The sequence below is a fragment of the Phocaeicola plebeius genome, assembly GCF_003437535.1.
Taxonomy (GTDB): domain Bacteria; phylum Bacteroidota; class Bacteroidia; order Bacteroidales; family Bacteroidaceae; genus Phocaeicola; species Phocaeicola plebeius_A.
The window spans coordinates 39,169-56,010 of sequence record NZ_QSQT01000026.1; the positions used below are offsets into that span (position 1 = coordinate 39,169).

Annotated in this window: 16 protein-coding genes and 3 tRNA genes; 13 read left to right on the forward strand and 6 right to left on the reverse strand. The window is 43.7% G+C overall.

Annotation, left to right across the window (positions count from 1 at the left end; translation table 11 throughout):
- Positions 1 to 53 precede the first annotated feature (53 nt).
- The 7 genes from DXD04_RS12825 (at position 54) to DXD04_RS12855 (ending at position 4,495) form a co-directional block, all read left to right on the forward strand.
- The gene (locus tag DXD04_RS12825) at positions 54 to 1,037 is read left to right on the forward strand and encodes a polyprenyl synthetase family protein (protein ID WP_117673660.1); all 984 of its coding nucleotides are present in this window, start codon (positions 54 to 56) and stop codon (positions 1,035 to 1,037) included.
- Positions 1,038 to 1,041: 4 nt separating this feature from the next.
- The gene (locus tag DXD04_RS12830) at positions 1,042 to 1,833 is read left to right on the forward strand and encodes a TatD family hydrolase (RefSeq protein ID WP_117673661.1); all 792 of its coding nucleotides are present in this window, start codon (positions 1,042 to 1,044) and stop codon (positions 1,831 to 1,833) included.
- Between the two features lie 136 nt (positions 1,834 to 1,969).
- Positions 1,970 to 2,057 (forward strand) — tRNA-Ser (locus DXD04_RS12835).
- 66 nt (positions 2,058 to 2,123) lie between these two features.
- Entirely contained in the window at positions 2,124 to 2,924 is an 801-nt protein-coding gene (locus DXD04_RS12840) for a MotA/TolQ/ExbB proton channel family protein (protein WP_117673662.1), read from the forward strand.
- Between the two features lie 8 nt (positions 2,925 to 2,932).
- Entirely contained in the window at positions 2,933 to 3,400 is a 468-nt protein-coding gene (locus DXD04_RS12845; RefSeq protein WP_117673663.1) for a hypothetical protein, read from the forward strand.
- Positions 3,401 to 3,440: 40 nt separating this feature from the next.
- Positions 3,441 to 4,028 (forward strand): ExbD/TolR family protein, encoded by a 588-nt coding sequence (locus tag DXD04_RS12850; RefSeq protein ID WP_117673664.1) that lies wholly within the window; start codon positions 3,441 to 3,443, stop codon positions 4,026 to 4,028.
- A 2-nt stretch (positions 4,029 to 4,030) separates the two neighbouring features.
- The gene (locus DXD04_RS12855; RefSeq protein ID WP_117673665.1) at positions 4,031 to 4,495 is read left to right on the forward strand and encodes an ExbD/TolR family protein; all 465 of its coding nucleotides are present in this window, start codon (positions 4,031 to 4,033) and stop codon (positions 4,493 to 4,495) included.
- A gap of 323 nt (positions 4,496 to 4,818) precedes the next feature.
- Here DXD04_RS12855 and rplS read toward each other — a convergent pair whose 3' ends face one another.
- Complete coding sequence (gene rplS, locus DXD04_RS12860) at positions 4,819 to 5,172, reverse strand: 50S ribosomal protein L19 (RefSeq protein ID WP_007557752.1); 354 nt, start codon at positions 5,170 to 5,172, stop codon at positions 4,819 to 4,821.
- A 227-nt stretch (positions 5,173 to 5,399) separates the two neighbouring features.
- On the opposite strand from rplS, the gene DXD04_RS12865 reads away from it, so the two are divergent.
- The 4 genes from DXD04_RS12865 (at position 5,400) to DXD04_RS12880 (ending at position 10,312) form a co-directional block, all read left to right on the forward strand.
- Complete coding sequence (locus DXD04_RS12865) at positions 5,400 to 6,182, forward strand: 5'-nucleotidase C-terminal domain-containing protein (protein ID WP_117673666.1); 783 nt, start codon at positions 5,400 to 5,402, stop codon at positions 6,180 to 6,182.
- Between the two features lie 14 nt (positions 6,183 to 6,196).
- A complete protein-coding gene (locus DXD04_RS12870) occupies positions 6,197 to 7,039 on the forward strand; it encodes a bifunctional metallophosphatase/5'-nucleotidase (protein ID WP_117673674.1) in 843 nt (280 codons plus the stop codon).
- A gap of 14 nt (positions 7,040 to 7,053) precedes the next feature.
- Positions 7,054 to 10,023 carry a serine hydrolase domain-containing protein gene (locus tag DXD04_RS12875; protein WP_117673667.1) on the forward strand — a complete coding sequence of 990 codons (2,970 nt, stop codon included), beginning with the start codon at positions 7,054 to 7,056 and terminating at the stop codon, positions 10,021 to 10,023.
- A 121-nt stretch (positions 10,024 to 10,144) separates the two neighbouring features.
- Entirely contained in the window at positions 10,145 to 10,312 is a 168-nt protein-coding gene (locus DXD04_RS12880; protein ID WP_007557742.1) for a DUF362 domain-containing protein, read from the forward strand.
- Positions 10,313 to 10,588: 276 nt separating this feature from the next.
- Here DXD04_RS12880 and DXD04_RS12885 read toward each other — a convergent pair whose 3' ends face one another.
- The 5 genes from DXD04_RS12885 to DXD04_RS12905 all read right to left on the reverse strand — a co-directional run bounded on the left by DXD04_RS12885 (position 10,589) and on the right by DXD04_RS12905 (position 16,169).
- Positions 10,589 to 11,782, reverse strand: coding sequence for a pyridoxal phosphate-dependent aminotransferase (locus DXD04_RS12885; protein ID WP_117673668.1), 1,194 nt, complete (start codon positions 11,780 to 11,782; stop codon positions 10,589 to 10,591).
- A gap of 84 nt (positions 11,783 to 11,866) precedes the next feature.
- A complete protein-coding gene (locus DXD04_RS12890; protein WP_117673669.1) occupies positions 11,867 to 12,568 on the reverse strand; it encodes a Bax inhibitor-1/YccA family protein in 702 nt (233 codons plus the stop codon).
- Positions 12,569 to 12,584: 16 nt separating this feature from the next.
- Positions 12,585 to 13,799, reverse strand: coding sequence for a bifunctional 3,4-dihydroxy-2-butanone-4-phosphate synthase/GTP cyclohydrolase II (locus DXD04_RS12895; RefSeq protein WP_117673670.1), 1,215 nt, complete (start codon positions 13,797 to 13,799; stop codon positions 12,585 to 12,587).
- Between the two features lie 16 nt (positions 13,800 to 13,815).
- Positions 13,816 to 15,708 (reverse strand): LptF/LptG family permease, encoded by a 1,893-nt coding sequence (locus DXD04_RS12900; protein WP_117673671.1) that lies wholly within the window; start codon positions 15,706 to 15,708, stop codon positions 13,816 to 13,818.
- 77 nt (positions 15,709 to 15,785) lie between these two features.
- Positions 15,786 to 16,169 carry an START-like domain-containing protein gene (locus DXD04_RS12905; RefSeq protein ID WP_022052482.1) on the reverse strand — a complete coding sequence of 128 codons (384 nt, stop codon included), beginning with the start codon at positions 16,167 to 16,169 and terminating at the stop codon, positions 15,786 to 15,788.
- Between the two features lie 319 nt (positions 16,170 to 16,488).
- Here DXD04_RS12905 and DXD04_RS12910 point away from each other — a divergent pair.
- Both DXD04_RS12910 and DXD04_RS12915 read left to right on the forward strand, forming a co-directional pair.
- Positions 16,489 to 16,562, forward strand: a tRNA-Met gene (locus tag DXD04_RS12910).
- A 58-nt stretch (positions 16,563 to 16,620) separates the two neighbouring features.
- A tRNA-Met gene (locus DXD04_RS12915) sits at positions 16,621 to 16,694 on the forward strand.
- The last annotated feature ends 148 nt before the right edge of the window (positions 16,695 to 16,842 follow it).

Consider the following 16,842-nt stretch of genomic DNA (forward strand, 5'->3'; position numbering starts at 1 on the left):
AAGGCTGCATTTTTGCAGCCTTTCTTTTTTCTCTTATCTTAAATTACATTTCCATGAAACAACAGACAGGCGAACAATTGTTACAGCAGATTCACGAATATATCGGAAACCTTTCTTATATGCGGGAGCCGATGGGACTTTATGATCCGATTGAGTATGTATTGGGGTTGGGCGGAAAGCGTTTGCGCCCGGTGCTGATGCTATTGGCTTATAATTTATATAAGGAAGATGTGACCCGTATCTTTTCACAGGCAGCAGGCATTGAAACCTATCATAACTTTACTTTGCTGCACGATGACCTGATGGATAAGGCGGATATGCGCCGCAACAAGCCTACGGTACATAAAAAATGGGATGAGAATACGGCGATTCTTTCGGGAGACGCCATGCTGATTCTTGCCTATCAGTTTATGATGAAGAAATGTCCGCTTGAATGTGTGGAACGCGTGATGGAAGTGTTTGGCCGTACCGCCCTTGAGGTATGCGAAGGACAGCAGTGGGACATGGAGTTCGAGCATCGTCTGGATGTGACGGTCGACGAGTATATCGAAATGATTCGTCTGAAGACTTCCGTGTTGCTTGCGGCAGCCTTGAAAATTGGTGCCATCTTGGGAGGTGCTCCCGAAAAGGATGCGCAGTTGCTCTATGATTTTGGCATTAAGATGGGACTGGCTTTCCAGTTGCAGGATGATTACCTGGATGTGTATGGTGATCCGGCTGTCTTTGGAAAGAAGATTGGAGGAGATATTCTTTGCAATAAGAAGACCTTTATGCTGATTACCGCCTTGAGCCTGGCTGAAGGAGAAGATAAGGAAACGTTACTGAACTGGCTTCGTGCTACGGACTACGTGGCTGAAGAAAAAATCCAGTCGGTTACAGCTCTATATAATAAGGTAGGAGTTCCTGAACTTTGTCAGGCTCGCATTGATGCCTATTATAAGGAAGGACTGGAGTTGCTGGATAAAGTAAACGTGGAATCCTCTCTTAAAGAAGAACTGAAGAAGTTTGTTTGTCATTTAATGGACCGTAAATTGTAAAGATATGAACGCCCTGATTGATACTCATACCCATCTTTATACTGAAGAGTTTGATGCCGACCGTGAACTGGCGGTGATTCGTGCAGTCGAGGCAGGAGTGACCCGCTTGCTTATGCCTAACATTGATGATACGACGGTCGAGGCTATGCTTAAACTGTGTGAGGCGCACGATTGCTGCTACCCGATGATTGGTTTTCATCCCACATCGGTAGATGCCGGTTGGAAGGAACGTCTGGAAAAAGTGAAAGGGTATCTGACTTCTTCTTCTCATTGCTTTTATGGTATCGGTGAGGTGGGTGTTGACTTGTATTGGGACAAGACCTTCCGTGAGGAGCAGATGATTGTCTTTGAAGAACAGGTGAAGTGGGCACTGGAATACGATCTGCCTCTTATTATACATTGCCGGGAAGCTTATCCGGAACTGCTGGAGGTTTTGTCGGGTTACAAGCATACAGCCTTGCGGGGAATCTTCCACAGTTTCACGGGCACTAGTGAAGATGCAGAACGGCTGTTGGAATACGAATCTTTTATGTTAGGTATAAACGGAGTGGTTACTTTCAAAAAAAGTACCCTTCCCGAAGTGTTGAAGAATGTGCCTTTGAAGCGCGTCGTGCTCGAAACCGACTCACCTTATTTGGCTCCTGTGCCTTATCGTGGCAAACGGAATGAAAGTGCAAATCTGGTGAAGGTGGCAGAATGTCTTTCGGTAATCTATGGAGTACCTTTGTCGGAAATCGCCTCCCGGACCACGGAAAATGCTTTAAAAGTCTTCACAAATGCGGAGAAAAGTTTTTAAAGTTTATTAATTTCGACTTCAAAAGTAAACTTTTGCAGGCTTGATGTTATGTAAGACGAAAAAAAAGAATACATTTGTGACTGAAATCAGCGCGGGGTACAAAAATGGCTGAAATGAGGCTCCGGCTGATTAAAAAGGAGAGGTGCTCGAGTGGTTGAAGAGGCACGCCTGGAAAGCGTGTATACGCCAAAAGCGTATCACGGGTTCGAATCCCGTTCTCTCCGCGAAAAAAGAGAAAAACAATTAACAAACTATTAATTAATTAATTAATCTTAAAAATTAGACACACAATGAAAAAGTTATTTGCAATTCTTGCAGTGATGGGAGTCCTCTCATTTGGAATGACTCAGACAGCTATGGCTCAGGATTCTACAGCTACAGCAGCTCCGGCTCAGACAGAACAAGTAGCAGCAGCTGATGAAGCAGCAGCACCTGCAGTTGTTGAAGAAGGTGGTTTGCACAAAGAATTAAAGACTAAGTTTATCGAAGGTGACGCAGGCTTCATGTCTTTGGTTGCTATCGCATTGGTACTTGGTTTGGCTTTCTGTATTGAACGTATTATTTACTTGAGCTTGGCTGAAGTTGACGTGAAGAAAATGATGGCTAAAATTGAAGCTGCTTTGGAAAAAGGTGATGTAGAAGGTGCTAAGACAATCTGCCGTAACACTCGTGGTCCTGTTGCTTCTATCTGCTATCAGGGCTTGATGAGAATCGACGAAGGTTTGGACGTAGTTGAACGTTCAGTTGTTTCTTACGGTGGTGTTCAGGCTGGTTACCTTGAAAAAGGATGCTCTTGGATTACATTGTTCATCGCTATGGCTCCGTCTTTGGGATTCTTGGGTACTGTAATCGGTATGGTTATGGCGTTCGACCAAATCCAGCAGGCTGGTGATATTTCTCCGACAGTTGTAGCAGGTGGTATGAAAGTTGCCTTGATTACTACTATCTTCGGTTTGATTGTTGCTTTGATTCTTCAGGTATTCTATAACTACATCTTGTCTAAGATTGAAGCTATCACAAGCCAGATGGAAGATTCTTCTATCACATTGCTTGATATGATCATGAAGTACAACTTGAAATACAAAAAATAATAAGAACAATGGCTAAATTATCATACAAAGTATCATACTACGTATTCTATGTATGCATCGCACTGATTTTGGTAGTGCTGGGCATGTTCTACGGAGTAGGATACAGCGAAACAAATGCAGCTGGTTTGGTTGAACCGGCTAATACTCCAGCCCTGATGTACCTGATGTACGGTATGTTTGCTGTCTGTGTCGCTGTTACAGTTATTGCAGCAGTACTTCAGTTTGGTGCTGCATTGAAAGATAATCCGAAAGGCGCTATCAAGTCTTTGTTTGGTCTGATCCTTTTGGTCGTATTATTAATTATAACATATAATATCGGTTCTAACGTACCTGTATTGTTGGGTGGTGGTACTGCTTACGAAAATGCAACAATGTTGAAAGTTACAGATATGTTCCTGTATTCAACTTATGCATTGCTTGTTGTTGCAGCAATTGGTACATTGCTGAACCTGACAGGTATTTTCAAACAGAGATAATATCATTCATTGAGTTTAATAATTTAATAAAGTAAGTAAAATGGCAAAAAAGAAAAGAGATGTGCCGCAGATTAATGCAACCTCTACGGCCGATATTGCCTTCATGTTGCTTATTTTCTTCCTTATTACAACATCAATGGATACTGACCGAGGTCTGGCAAGACGTTTACCGCCTCCGCCTGAAAACAAGGAGCAGAAAGATGATATTATTGTAAAGGAAAGAAACGTTCTTCAGGTTCGTTTGAACAAAGACGACCAGTTGATGGTTGGTGGAGAATGGTCTGATATCAGACAGTTGAGACAAAAGGCAAAAGAATTCATTGCCAATCCGAATAACGATGAGAACTTGCCTGAAAAGCATGCAAAACATCTTCCGTTCTTCGGTGACGTAATGATTACAGAAAAGCATGTAATCTCTGTACAGAATGACGTGGGTACTAGCTACGATGCTTATATTCAGGTTCAGAACGAATTGGTAGCAGCTTACAATGAGTTGCGTAACGAATTGGCTCAGTCTCAGTTCGGCAAAGCATTCGCTGAATGTTCTGAAGATGAACAGAAAGCTATCACAGACTATTATCCGCAGAAGATTTCTGAAGCAGAACCTAAAAAATATGGAGGAAAATAATCATGGGAAAATTTAATAAGACTGGTAAGCGTGGCATGCCGGAGTTGAATACCTCTTCTTTGCCTGACCTTATCTTTACCATGTTGTTCTTCTTCATGATTGTAACAACCATGCGTGAAGTTACATTGAAGGTTCAGTTCAAGGTTCCTCAGGCTACAGAGTTGGAAAAATTGGAAAAGAAATCTTTGGTGTCTTTCATCTACATCGGTAAACCGATGCCGGAGTTCCAGAAAAAGATGGGTACTACCGACCGTATTCAGTTGAACGATAAATTCTCTGAATCTTCAGAAGTTCAGGACTACATCTATCAGGAACGTGAAAACATGAAAGAGGAAGACAAACCGTTTATGACTGTTTCCCTGAAGGTGGATGCAAAAACCAAGATGGGTATCGTAACAGAAGTAAAACAGGCTCTTCGTCAGGCATACGCACTGAAGATTAACTATTCAGCTACTCAGCGTCAGTAATAGTTTTATAAATATGAAAAAAGGCTGTCTCTTATGAGGCGGCCTTTTTTGTTGTATTATGGGATAGAGGGAATGATTTCAAATCAGAAGACCGTATTTCTAAATGGGTGATTAACCTTTGAGTACAATGATTTGAAGGGAGTATTTCAATAGAAATAACCTACCAGTGTAGTGTATAAGAAATTTTTCTATACAGAGGATTACAGGACTTTTAGCGTGATTTTGTTAGTCCGGTTTGCAGATGATATTTAACGTATCCACAAAATAAAAGGAGACACCCAATGGTGTCTCCTTTTATTTTGTCTTTTTCAGGGAATACTGAATTACACGTTTGCACGTTTTTCCTGAATTCTGGCTTTCTTACCGGTAAGTGCACGCAAGTAGTACAATTTAGCGCGACGAACTTTACCAACTTTGTTGACAGTGATGCTGTCAATAGCCGGAGATTCCAATGGGAAGATACGTTCAACACCCACTGTTCCTGACATTTTACGTACAGTGAAACGTTTCTTTTCACCGTGACCTGAAATTTTGATAACAACACCGCGATACAACTGTACACGTTCCTTGCTACCTTCAACGATACGGTATGCTACTGTGATTGTGTCACCAGCTTTGAATGAAGGATGCTGTTTGCCAGTAGCAAATGCTTCTTCTGCAATTTTAATTAAATCCATGTTTTGTAATAAATTAAATTGTTTGATCGTTACAACGCAACATATCAAGTAACTCTTCTTTGACAGCGATTGCGCGAAAGCGGGGCAAAGTTAGTGTTTTTCTGCGAGCTAGCCAAATGTTTTCTACCTATTTTATTAAAAAATGAGAAGTCTTTTGGATAGCTTTTATCATTCTTTTGAGCATGTTCCTTTTTTCCGTATTTTTGACTGCAAATAAACCTTGTTTTATGAATTATCTCAATGTTAGACTTGTAAAAAGTGCAGTTGCCGGTGTGTTGGCCGGGTGGCTGCTGGCCAGCTGTAGCTCAGGTTATTCGCTGGCAGGTGTGGAAGGCGGAAGGGTGGCCATTACTGATGTGTACGACCGTAAACCGGATGCCGAAGCGTTGAATATCTTGAAACCTTATCAGCAGAAAGTAGATAGTATTATGTCGCCGATTATCGGACATTCGGCAAAGAACCTGACTGCATACCGTCCGGAGTCTCCGCTGTCTAATCTGATGGCCGATGTACTTCGTCAGGCAGCAGTGCGGGCGATTGGTAAGCCGGCTGATGTAGCTGTCATGAATATGGGGGGTATCCGGAATGCAATGCCTGAAGGTGAAATTACCTTTGGAACGGTGTATGAGATTGCTCCGTTTGAGAATGCCTTGTGTGTGCTGACAATGGACGGGGCCACATTGAAGGAGTTGTTCGGACAAATAGCTTCTGTACATGGCGAGGGAATTAGTGGCGCCGCTTTAAAAATAGATGGAGAGGGAAACCTCTTGGAAGCAAAGGTGAATGGCCAGCAGATTGATGCAAAGAAAACCTATACGGTAGCTACCATAGATTATCTGGCCGAGGGAAATGATAAGATGGAAGCGTTCCGTCGGGCTTCTTCCAAAATATTCCCGAAAGATGCGTTGTTGCGTAATTTGTTGCTTGACTATGTAAAGCAGTGTGAGCAGAAAGGACAATTTGTAACTTCGCAGGTAGAAGGAAGAATAAAAGTAAGTGCGTCCAATTGAAAAATAGAAAAGAGATGAAAAAGATATATTGTTTATGTCTGGCGTGCCTGCTGGTGAGTGTGATGGCCGCGCAGTCGGTAAAAGAATTGTATATATTTCATACGAACGACATGCATAGTCGTATCGAACCCTTTGCCTCTTATTTCCCTGATACGGTACTGGCCGGAAAGGCGGGTGTGTTGCGCCGGGCGGCTTTTGTGAAAGAACAGCGTCGTGAGCACAAAGATATGTTGCTGTTCGATTCCGGGGATTTTTCTCAAGGAAGTCCCTATTATAATTTGTTTAAAGGAGAGGTGGAAATCAAGATGATGAATGAGATGGGGTATGATGCAGGTACGATTGGAAATCATGAGTTCGATTTTGGCCTGGACAATATGGCCCGCTTGTTCAAGATGGCCAACTTCCCGATTGTATGTGCCAATTATGACGTGACAGGTACCGTGCTGGAAGGTTTGGTAAAGGAGTATACCGTCATTGAACGCGATGGAATACGTATTGGTGTGTTTGGACTGGGACCGGAACTTGACGGTCTGGTGGCGCATGCCAATTACGGGAATGTAAAATTTGAAGACCCTGTGTCTGAAGGCCAGCGTGTAGCCGACTTGCTGAAGAACCAGGAACATTGTGACTTGGTGATTTGCCTGTCGCATTTGGGATGGAAAGGTGAACCTTATTCGGATATAGAACTGATAGAGAATACCCGTAACATTGACATTGTATTAGGCGGACATTCTCATTCCTTCTTTGAAGTTCCAGAGTTTTATAAGAATCTTGACGGAATAGAGGTGCCTGTGCAGCAGATGGGAAAAAGTGCGGCATTTGTCGGGCGTATGGTTGTCAAGATGCAGAAAAATTAAACAGATAGGATAGAATGAAAAGACGGATTTTGTGGTGTATATTGTGTGTTTGTCTGGCCTCGACTAGTCTCTTTGCACAAGAACCTGCGCTCTTGAGCCGGGTACACGACACGGAAGCCTGCCGGAAATGGGTAGACGGGCAGATGGAGAAAATGACGCTGAAACAGAAAGTGGGTCAGTTGTTCATTTATACTCTCCAGCCGGTGACAAACCAATACAGCAAGAATGTTTTGCGAAAGATGGTCGATGATTATGGAGTAGGAGGGCTGTTATTTACCGGTGGAGAACTTCGGAAGCAGGTGCAGATGACCAACTATGCCCAGGCTCATGCGTCGGTGCCTTTGATGGTGACTTTTGATGGTGAGTGGGGATTGGGAATGCGCTTGAAAGATACCCCTTCTTTTCCCTACAATCGTGTGTTAGGATGTATACAGAATGATTCACTGCTTTATGAATATGGTAAAGAAGTGGCTCGCCAGTGTCGTCTGATAGGTGTGCAGATTAATTTTGCACCGGTAGCCGATGTGGATAACAATCCCAATAATCCGGTAATCAATTTCCGCTCTTTTGGCAGTGACCCGAAGAGGGTGGCCGAAAAAGTGGCAGCTTATGTAAAAGGATTGGAGGACAATGGCGTAATGGCGGTGTGTAAGCATTTTCCCGGGCATGGAGATACAGAAATTGATTCACACAATGCGTTGCCTGAATTAAACTTTGATCGCGCTCGTCTGGATAGTATCGAGTTGTATCCTTTTAAGAAAGCCGTTGAGGCGGGAATTGGCGGTGTGATGGTAGGTCATTTGCATGCTCCGAGTTTAGGTGAAGGACCTGCTTCCATTTCGCAGGAAGTAATTATGCGTACGCTGATTGATGAATTGCGCTTTCATGGACTGGTGGTGACGGATGCTCTGGAGATGAAAGGCATTGCCGGGCATGATGATGTGTGTGCCCGTGCCTTGATAGCAGGAAACGATGTGGTTTTATCTCCCCGTAATTTGAAAAAAGAAATTGACGGTGTGATGTCGGCGCTTAAAAAAGGTCGTCTGTCGGAAACTGATATTGACCGGAAATGCCGGAAAGTACTATCATTTAAATATGCGCTGGGACTTTCTTCCTGGAAAAAAGTGGAAGAAGAAGGACTTGCAGAAAAACTGGTAACGCCGGAGCTTCTGTCGCTTCAGCAGGAATTGTCAAAAGCGGCAGTGACGGTACTGAAGGATTCTTCGTCATTGGTTCCGCTTGATTTATCTGTATCGGGTACGGTGCTGTTGAGTGTCTCTCCTTCCTTGTCGGAAGCTTATCCGTTTTATCATCAGTTGAAGCAGACTTTTCCGGTTGGCTGGCTGCATGCGAATGTAGATTCATTGGATGCCGTGGAGGCACGTTTGCGCCCGACACAGCGAGTATTGGTGGCCTTACATACCGATAAGGTGGAACCGTATGCAGCTTTGCTGGAAAAGCTGGCCAAAGACAAGCCTTTGGCTTTGATTTGCTTTGGCGATATGAAGATGCTGGAAAAGATTCCGGAAGTGGTTCGTCATGCTTCTACTGTAATACTGGCACATTCTGATGAGAAGTTTGTGCAGCGTCATGTGGCCGATTTGTTCTTAGACAATGCGTATGCTGACGGACGTTTGTCTATTCCGTTGTCGGGACTGTTTAAGGCTGGGGATGGACTGACTGTCGACCCCGAAACTCCTCGTCAATATAGTCCGGAGGATGTGGGGATGAACGCTTCGATATTGTCGCAGATAGACAGTATTGCAGAAGAAGGTATCCGGCTGAAGGCTTATCCAGGATGTCATGTAATGATCTTGCGGGAAGGTCTTCCGGTCTACAACAAGTGTTTCGGTAGTTATACCTATGAGGGTAAGGAACAGGTCAAGGAAAATAGCTTGTATGACCTGGCCTCTTTGACGAAAGTCACGGCTACGCTGCTGGCAGTGATGAAGCTTTATGATGAGGGAAAATTCGGACTGACCGACTGGGTAGCAGATTATGTGCCTATACTGAAAAAAACGGATAAGGCGCGTATTACGGTCCAGGATTTACTTTTCCATGAATCCGGGTTACCTGCCTACTGGCCTTTCTATGAGGAAGCTGTGGATATGAAGTCCTGCAAAGGAGGGCTGTTCCGTAAGAAGCCCGATAAAAATCACACGTTGAAACTGGCCGAGAATGTGTATGCCTGCAATGATTTCCGTTATAATCCGGAGTGGGTATCGCATGTTCCTTCTGCTGAATATCCGCTTCAGGTAGCAGACAGTTTGTTCTTGAGAAGTGATTTCAGTAAGAATATAGTGGAGCAGATTGTAAAACTTCCTTTGAAGGGGAAGTCCTATCGTTACAGTTGCCTGAACTTTATGCTGCTGAAAGAAATGGTGGAAAAGATAGCGGGTATGCCAATGGATATGTATTTGGATAGCGTATTCTATGCCCCGATGGGACTGCGTCATACAGCCTTTTTGCCCTTACGTAAATTCCCGAAGGAGCAGATTGTACCTTCTGTAGAGACTGATTTCCTCCGTGGGGGCAAATTGCAGGGATTTGTGCAGGATGAGGCGGCCGCTTTCATGGGTGGCGTATCCGGAAATGCCGGTTTGTTTTCTACTACGCAGGATGTGGCAAGAATAGCACAGATGTGGCTGGACAAAGGAATCTGCGGTGACCGGAGATACCTTAGCCGGGCAACTTGTGAGCTTTTCACTACATTGAAGTCGCGTGACAGTCGGCGGGGCTTAGGTTTTGATAAACCCGATACGGAACATACGGACAACAGTCCTTGTAGTCCAGAAGCGCCAGCTTCGGTGTTTGGACATACAGGTTTCACGGGAACTTGCGTGTGGATAGACCCGGATAACGAGTTGATTTTTGTGTTTTTGAGCAACCGAACCTATCCTTCTGTCTATGAACAGAATAACCTGGTTCGTTATAACATACGTACGCGAATGCAGCAGGTGATGTATCAGTCCATTTTGCATTGATACTATTTAGACATGATATAAATTGGGTAGAAAATGCAAAGTGGATGTGACAACTGATTGGAAAAAGATTAACTTTGCACTATCAATTTAGGACTAATAATAACTTAACTTTTTTACTACAATGGCTTACGTAATTAGTGACGATTGTATCGCTTGCGGTACTTGTATCGATGAATGCCCGGTTGGAGCAATCTCAGAAGGTGATAAATATTCAATCAATCCGGACGCTTGCACAGAATGTGGAACTTGTGCTGACGTTTGTCCTTCTGAAGCAATTCACTTGGGATAATCGAATCGTCTGTATGACACACAATAAGGGAATTCTTTTTGGAGAATTCCCTTATTTTTTTGTTCTTGAGGAGGCTTGGAAAAACACACTTGTGTTTGAACTGAAATGCAAGTACGTTTTGATTAAAACGCAAAGGCGTTTGACATGAAATGTACTTGCGTTTAATTGAAAACGTCCTTGCGTTTTGTGGAAAATGCTAAAGTGATTGGAAGGACATAAAAAAAGCAGCCTCAGAGTTATCCGAGACTGCTTTGTCTGTATGTAATTTGTAGCTTATTATTTCAAGCGAGCCAATGTTTCCTTGATACGACGCATAGCTTCTACGATGTTTTCGTCAGAAGTAGCATAGCTCATACGGATGCATTCAGGCGCACCGAAAGAAGTTCCGCCTACGCAAGCCACGTGACCTACTTCCAACAAGTACATAGCCAGATCGTCTGCATTATTGATTATGCGGTCGCCGTCTTTCTTGCCGAAGAAAGAATCACATTTCGGGAAGAGGTAGAAAGCTCCCTGCGGGAAGTTTACTTCGAATCCCGGAATTTCTTTTGCCAGTTTCACAATCAGGTCGCGGCGGCGTTCGAATGCCTTACGCATTTCTTCTACCGGAGCTTGAGTACCAGTGTAAGCTGCTTCAGCAGCTTTCTGTGATACAGAGCATGGACCTGAAGTATATTGTCCCTGCAGTTTGTTTACACCTTTTACAATCCATTCCGGTCCGGCTATGAAACCGATTCTCCATCCGGTCATGGCGTATGCTTTAGACACACCGTTTACAATCACTACGCGGTCTTTGATTTCTGCAAACTGAGCAATGCTCTGGTGCCTGCCAATGTAGTTGATGTGTTCGTAAATTTCATCAGCGATAACGATTACGCGTTCGTGTTTAGCCAATACTTCAGCCAGTCCCTGTAATTCTTCTTTGGTGTATACTGAACCAGTCGGGTTAGACGGAGAGCAAAGAATTAGGGCACGAGTGTTCGGAGTGATGGCTGCTTTCAGCTGAGCAGGAGTAATCTTGAAATCCTGTTCAATACCGGCACGTACAATGACAGGAGTACCTTCTGCCAGTTTCACCATTTCCGGATAGCTCACCCAGTAAGGAGCCGGAACGATTACTTCGTCACCTTTGTTAATTAAAGCCATGATGGTGTTGCAGACAGACTGCTTGGCACCGTTTGCACAGCTGATTTGAGCGGCTGTATATTCCAGACCGTTTTCATTTTTCAATTTTGCCACGATGGCATTGCGCAAAGCCGGGTATCCGGCAACTGGAGAATAACGAGAGTAGTTTTCGTCAATAGCTTTTTTAGCGGCTTCCTTAATGTGATCCGGTGTATTGAAATCCGGTTCTCCCACGCTCAGATTGATTACGTCAACCCCCTGAGCTTTAAGTTCACTACTTTTCTGTGACATAGCCAATGTAGCTGAAGGCGACAGGCTATTCAAACGATCTGAAAGTTGGTTCATGTTATTGTGTTATTAAAATTGGAATTTTTTTGCAAAAGAAGCTAATTTCTTCCACATATAAAAGAAATTAGCTTCTAAAAAGGTTTATTTTCTGTCTCCAAGTATCCGGAGAAGGTAAATGAACAGGTTGATAAAGTCAAGATACAGTGTCAAGGCTCCCATCAGGGCAATCTTCTGTGTGGTTTCGTTGACTTCAATGTCATCGTGCGACAGGAGTTGCTTGATTTTTTGTGAGTCGTAGGCCGTCAGCCCCACAAAGAGCAGTACGCCGATATAGGAAATAATCATGTCCATCATCGAGTTGTGCAGGAACATATTGACCAGCGAAGCGATAATCAGTCCGATGACTCCCATCAGGCAGAGACTGCCGATACGGGTAAGGTCTTTCTTGGTGATGTACCCGTAGAGGGCGGTTACTCCGAATGTACCGGCTGTCACGAAGAAAGTGGTAGCGATGGAACTTAACGTATAAATCAGGAACAATACGGACATGGTAACACCGTTCAATACCGAATAGGCGATGAACAGAAGGGTAGCCGTGGTGAAACTGATTTTGTGTATACGGGCAGAAAGATACATCACAAGTCCTACTTCAGCAATCAGTAATCCCCAGAACATGATGGAGTTCTGCATGATGGTTTCAATCAGGGTGTACGACTTGGCTATGTACATGGCTACAAAGCCCGTGATGACAAGTGCCAGTGTCATCCACAGATATACGCTGCGGAACAAAGCAGTCTGGGCTGCCTTGCTGGCATAGCTTTTTACTAAATTATTTGTTTCCATAATTCTTCTTAATTATTTATTTATTGAAATGTAGGGTATGTCCCATTCTTTCTTTTTTGGTGTGCAGGTAACGCTCGTTGTATGGGTTGGGAGTGACTTCGATAGGTACGTTTTCTACAATCTCCAGTCCGTAAGCTTCCAGTCCCACGCGTTTCACTGGGTTGTTGGTCAGCAGGCGCATTTTGTGGATACCGATTTCACGCAGAATCTGAGCACCTACTCCGTAGTCGCGTTCGTCGGCCTGATGGCCCAGGCAGATGTTGGCGTCTACCGTATCCATTCCTTCTTCCTGCAACTTGTAGGCTTTCATTTTTTCCATGAGTCCGATGCCACGTCCTTCCTGGTTCAGGTAAATAATGGCTCCCTTTCCTTCTTTTTCAATCTGTTCCATGGCTTTGTGCAACTGGTCGCCGCAATCACAGCGCATAGAGCCGAAGATGTCGCCGGTAGCACATGAAGAATGTACACGTACCAGTACTGGTTCGTCTTCCGAGAATGTACCTTTAATTAAAGCTACATGTTCCAGACCGTTGCTTTTCTGACGGAACGGAATCAGACGGAAATGACCGTGTTCGGTAGGCATGTCTACTTCCACTCCTTTTTCTACCAGTGATTCCTGTTTTAGACGGTAAGCAATAAGGTCGGCAATGGAAATCAGTTTGAAACCGTATTCGTCGGCCATCTTCTTCAGTTCCGGCAGACGGGCCATGGTGCCGTCTTCATTCATAACCTCCATCAGGGCAGCAGCAGGATATAAACCGGCCAGGCGTGCCATGTCTACGCAGGCTTCTGTATGTCCGGCGCGGCGTAATACACCTTTTTCTTGTGCATACAAGGGGTTGACATGTCCCGGGCGACCGAATGTTTCCGGTTTGGAAGTCGGATCAGCCAAGGCACGGATTGTAGCAGCACGGTCGGCAGCCGATACACCTGTAGTACATCCCTCCAGTTTATCGATGGTAACGGTAAACGGAGTTCCTAATACAGACGTATTGTTGGATACCTGATGTGGTAAATCCAGTTCCTCGCAACGTGATATAGTGATAGGGGCGCAAAGTACACCTCTTGCATGTTTCAGCATGAAATTTACTTTTTCCGGGGTAATCAGTCCTGCAGCCACTACCAGGTCGCCTTCATTCTCGCGGTCTTCGTCGTCTACGATGATGACGAATTCTCCTTTGCGGAAATCTTCGATTGCCTCTTCAATTGTATTCAGTTTGATTTTCTCCATAATGATATTGATAGTTTTAGAATGTTGTTTTGATTCTTTCTTGTATGTCGCGGTTATTCTTGACAATGGTTTTCAAATCTTTGTCCAGGCGCACGCGATAGCGCCAGATGTTCAGCCAGATAAGCAGTCCGGCCGGAACAATGATTCCAATCAGTAGATTCAGCCAGCGGTTGTCTGATACGCTCTTGTGAGCTTTTACAGATAAGAACGGATAATTGTTCAATAAATTCAGCAATACTCCGTCCTTCGTATTGGACATTTCTTCTACGAGTCCTTCCATTTGCAGACTGATTTCCTTGATGGCATCATCATGCTTGTTGTTGGTAAACACCTGATAATAATTCGGTGGTCCTAATAACTTATGATTTTCTCCGTAAGTTTCACATTCCAGACAAAGTTTGTCCAAATCCTGACAGATGCGAGTATAGTCTGGTGTGTGGATAATAACTTCTTTCTTGAAAACGTGGCGTGATACTCTTATTCCGAACAGCTTGCGGAAGAAGTTTACATACACGTCGATGTTAAAAACCACAGAGTCTTTGTTTGATTTGTAAGTAAGGAAACCGCCTAACGGAGCCAGTATGATGGTACTCATCCATGTACCTAACACGATGTTCATCTCTCCACTTTTGGCCACACGCGTAGCTCCGGAGTCGATAATGTAGTAAAGCACGAAAATCAACACGGAAATGACGACTGGCATACCCAGTCCTCCTTTACGGATGATGGCTCCCAAGGGGGCTCCGATAAAGAAGAAAATGATACAAGCCAGTGAAAGAGTTATCTTTTTATGCCAGTCCGACTGATGACGACGGATGTTGCTGTCAGCATCTCGGGTCATATAACTCTTCATGTTCCAGTCCGACATGAGCGAAGAAAGTCGCATTTCTGTTGTATTCAGCGTTTTCAGCTTTTGGGCAGAAGTCATACCGTTCAGAATACTGTCTGTATTGATAACGGCAAGATGTTCTTTCTCCATTTTTGTAGAGTCTGTTTTGGAAAGAACAGGCTTCCGGTAAGTCGTTTTCATGGCATCCGAATACATGGCGCGTCCCACACTGTCGGCATACATGTTGAGTGAGTCGATAGCCAGGGAAATTTCGTTCATGTTCTTGATGTCCGAACGCTGGTTCAGGAAGTTACCGTCCACCATTTCAAAGTTCGTATCAAAAGCAATCAGGGTATGCTTTTCCTTGAACGTTTCTCGGCGGTAGGGAACGTTGCGGGAAATGACGGACTGTGATTTCAGATTCTCAAATTGCTCTCCGTTGTACAAGTGCAGATACAAATGTTTTTTGTCTGCTGTCAGTTCCAGCTTACCTTCTTCTGCCCAGATGATATGGGCGTTTTCAAATCCGTCAGAGAAGTTGTAAATTAGAATGTCTTTCAGAATGCCTGTATCACGGTCTTTTTTCTTTACGTAGATGTTGTATCCCTCAATATCACTGTAAAACACCCCTTCCGGAATATCCACTTCCGGCGATTTTTGCTTCATGGATACCAGCAGTGTCCAAAGCTCTTTCTGTGCCTTGGGGCCGATGACATTCTGAAAGAAGAATGACATGACACCTAAAAACATGCAAAACAATACAACCGGACGAATAATGCGAAACAAAGGAATTCCTGCTGCCTTCATGGACAGAAGTTCGTAGCGTTCTCCAAAGTTACCGAAAGTCATCAGAGCGGCCAGCAGAATGGCCAGCGGAAGAGACAACGGAATCAATGTCAGTGCCGATAAAAAGAAAAACTGGGCAAGAACATTGATTTCCAAACCTTTTCCGACCAATTCATCGACATATCTCCATAGAAACTGCATCATGAAAATGAAAAGGCAGATAAAGAATGTCCCGGAAAAGAGCAGCAGAAAACTCTTTAAAACGAATATATCAAGTTTTTTTATGCGTAGCATTCCTGTCTTATATTATCAGTATGCAAAAGTAGCACAAAAAACGGACAGCAAAATAAAGTTTTGTATATTTTATAGATTTATACTCCGAAAACTCTCTTTAAGGTTTCGATTTGTGAATCCCAAAGGTTGCGTACATCCTCTTCTTCTCCCGGTTCTGCAAAATCTGTAACTTCCAGTGTGTGGTCAGTTGTCAATTCATTGTAATGGATTTTCAGTTCAAAATAGCTTTTGGCTTCTTCATCGTCCAGCCAGTGGAAGCGGATAAAAAATTCAGGTCGGCTGTTTACCACAATAGCTTGACGTGTTTCTGTTTTTCCCCAGCGAAAAGTGTAGGTTTTTCCTTCTTTGGTTACGCGGTCGGCAAACCAGCGCTCCAAACCAGCCGTACTGCTGATGGCATTCCATATAATGACGCTTGAAGACGGATTGAGCGGATATTCGATTTGTGTTTTTCTTTTCATGATGTTTCTTGTGTTTTTATTTGTATTTTTTAGCAACGGCGGCAAATTAAAGTATTTTTTTGTTTACTCCATAATGATTGAAGAGTTTTTTTTCAGCTTTTTTCTTCGCTTTTAAGAACTTGTGAGGCGGAAAGACTGTTGGCAAAAACTATTTGATATTATTTTTTCAAATAAATAATATGCTTGTATTTCAGGTAGTTATTGTTATGCTGGAGAAGGAATTGTCGGGAATTTCTTAGAAAAAAGAGTAAAAAAGAGAGGATAAATTTGCGTAATTCAAAAACTTGCTCTATCTTTGCACCCGCAATCACGAAATGATGGCGGGATAGCTCAGCTGGTTAGAGCGCATGATTCATAATCATGAGGTCCCCGGTTCAATCCCGGGTCCCGCTACAAAGAATGATTTAGCCGTTGGGTGGCTTCCACGCCTGGCGGTTTTTTTAATGAAAATGGCGGGATAGCTCAGCTGGTTAGAGCGCATGATTCATAATCATGAGGTCCCCGGTTCAATCCCGGGTCCCGCTACAAAGAAGACATTTAAGAGTAACATCTTAGATGTCTTTTTTTGTGTTGGGTTCGGAGATAATCTGGCTCAATGCAAAATTTCTTGGGGGTCAACGTAATACCGGGTCAACGTAAAAACCTGAGGGATTTATTGTTTAGGCATAAATTT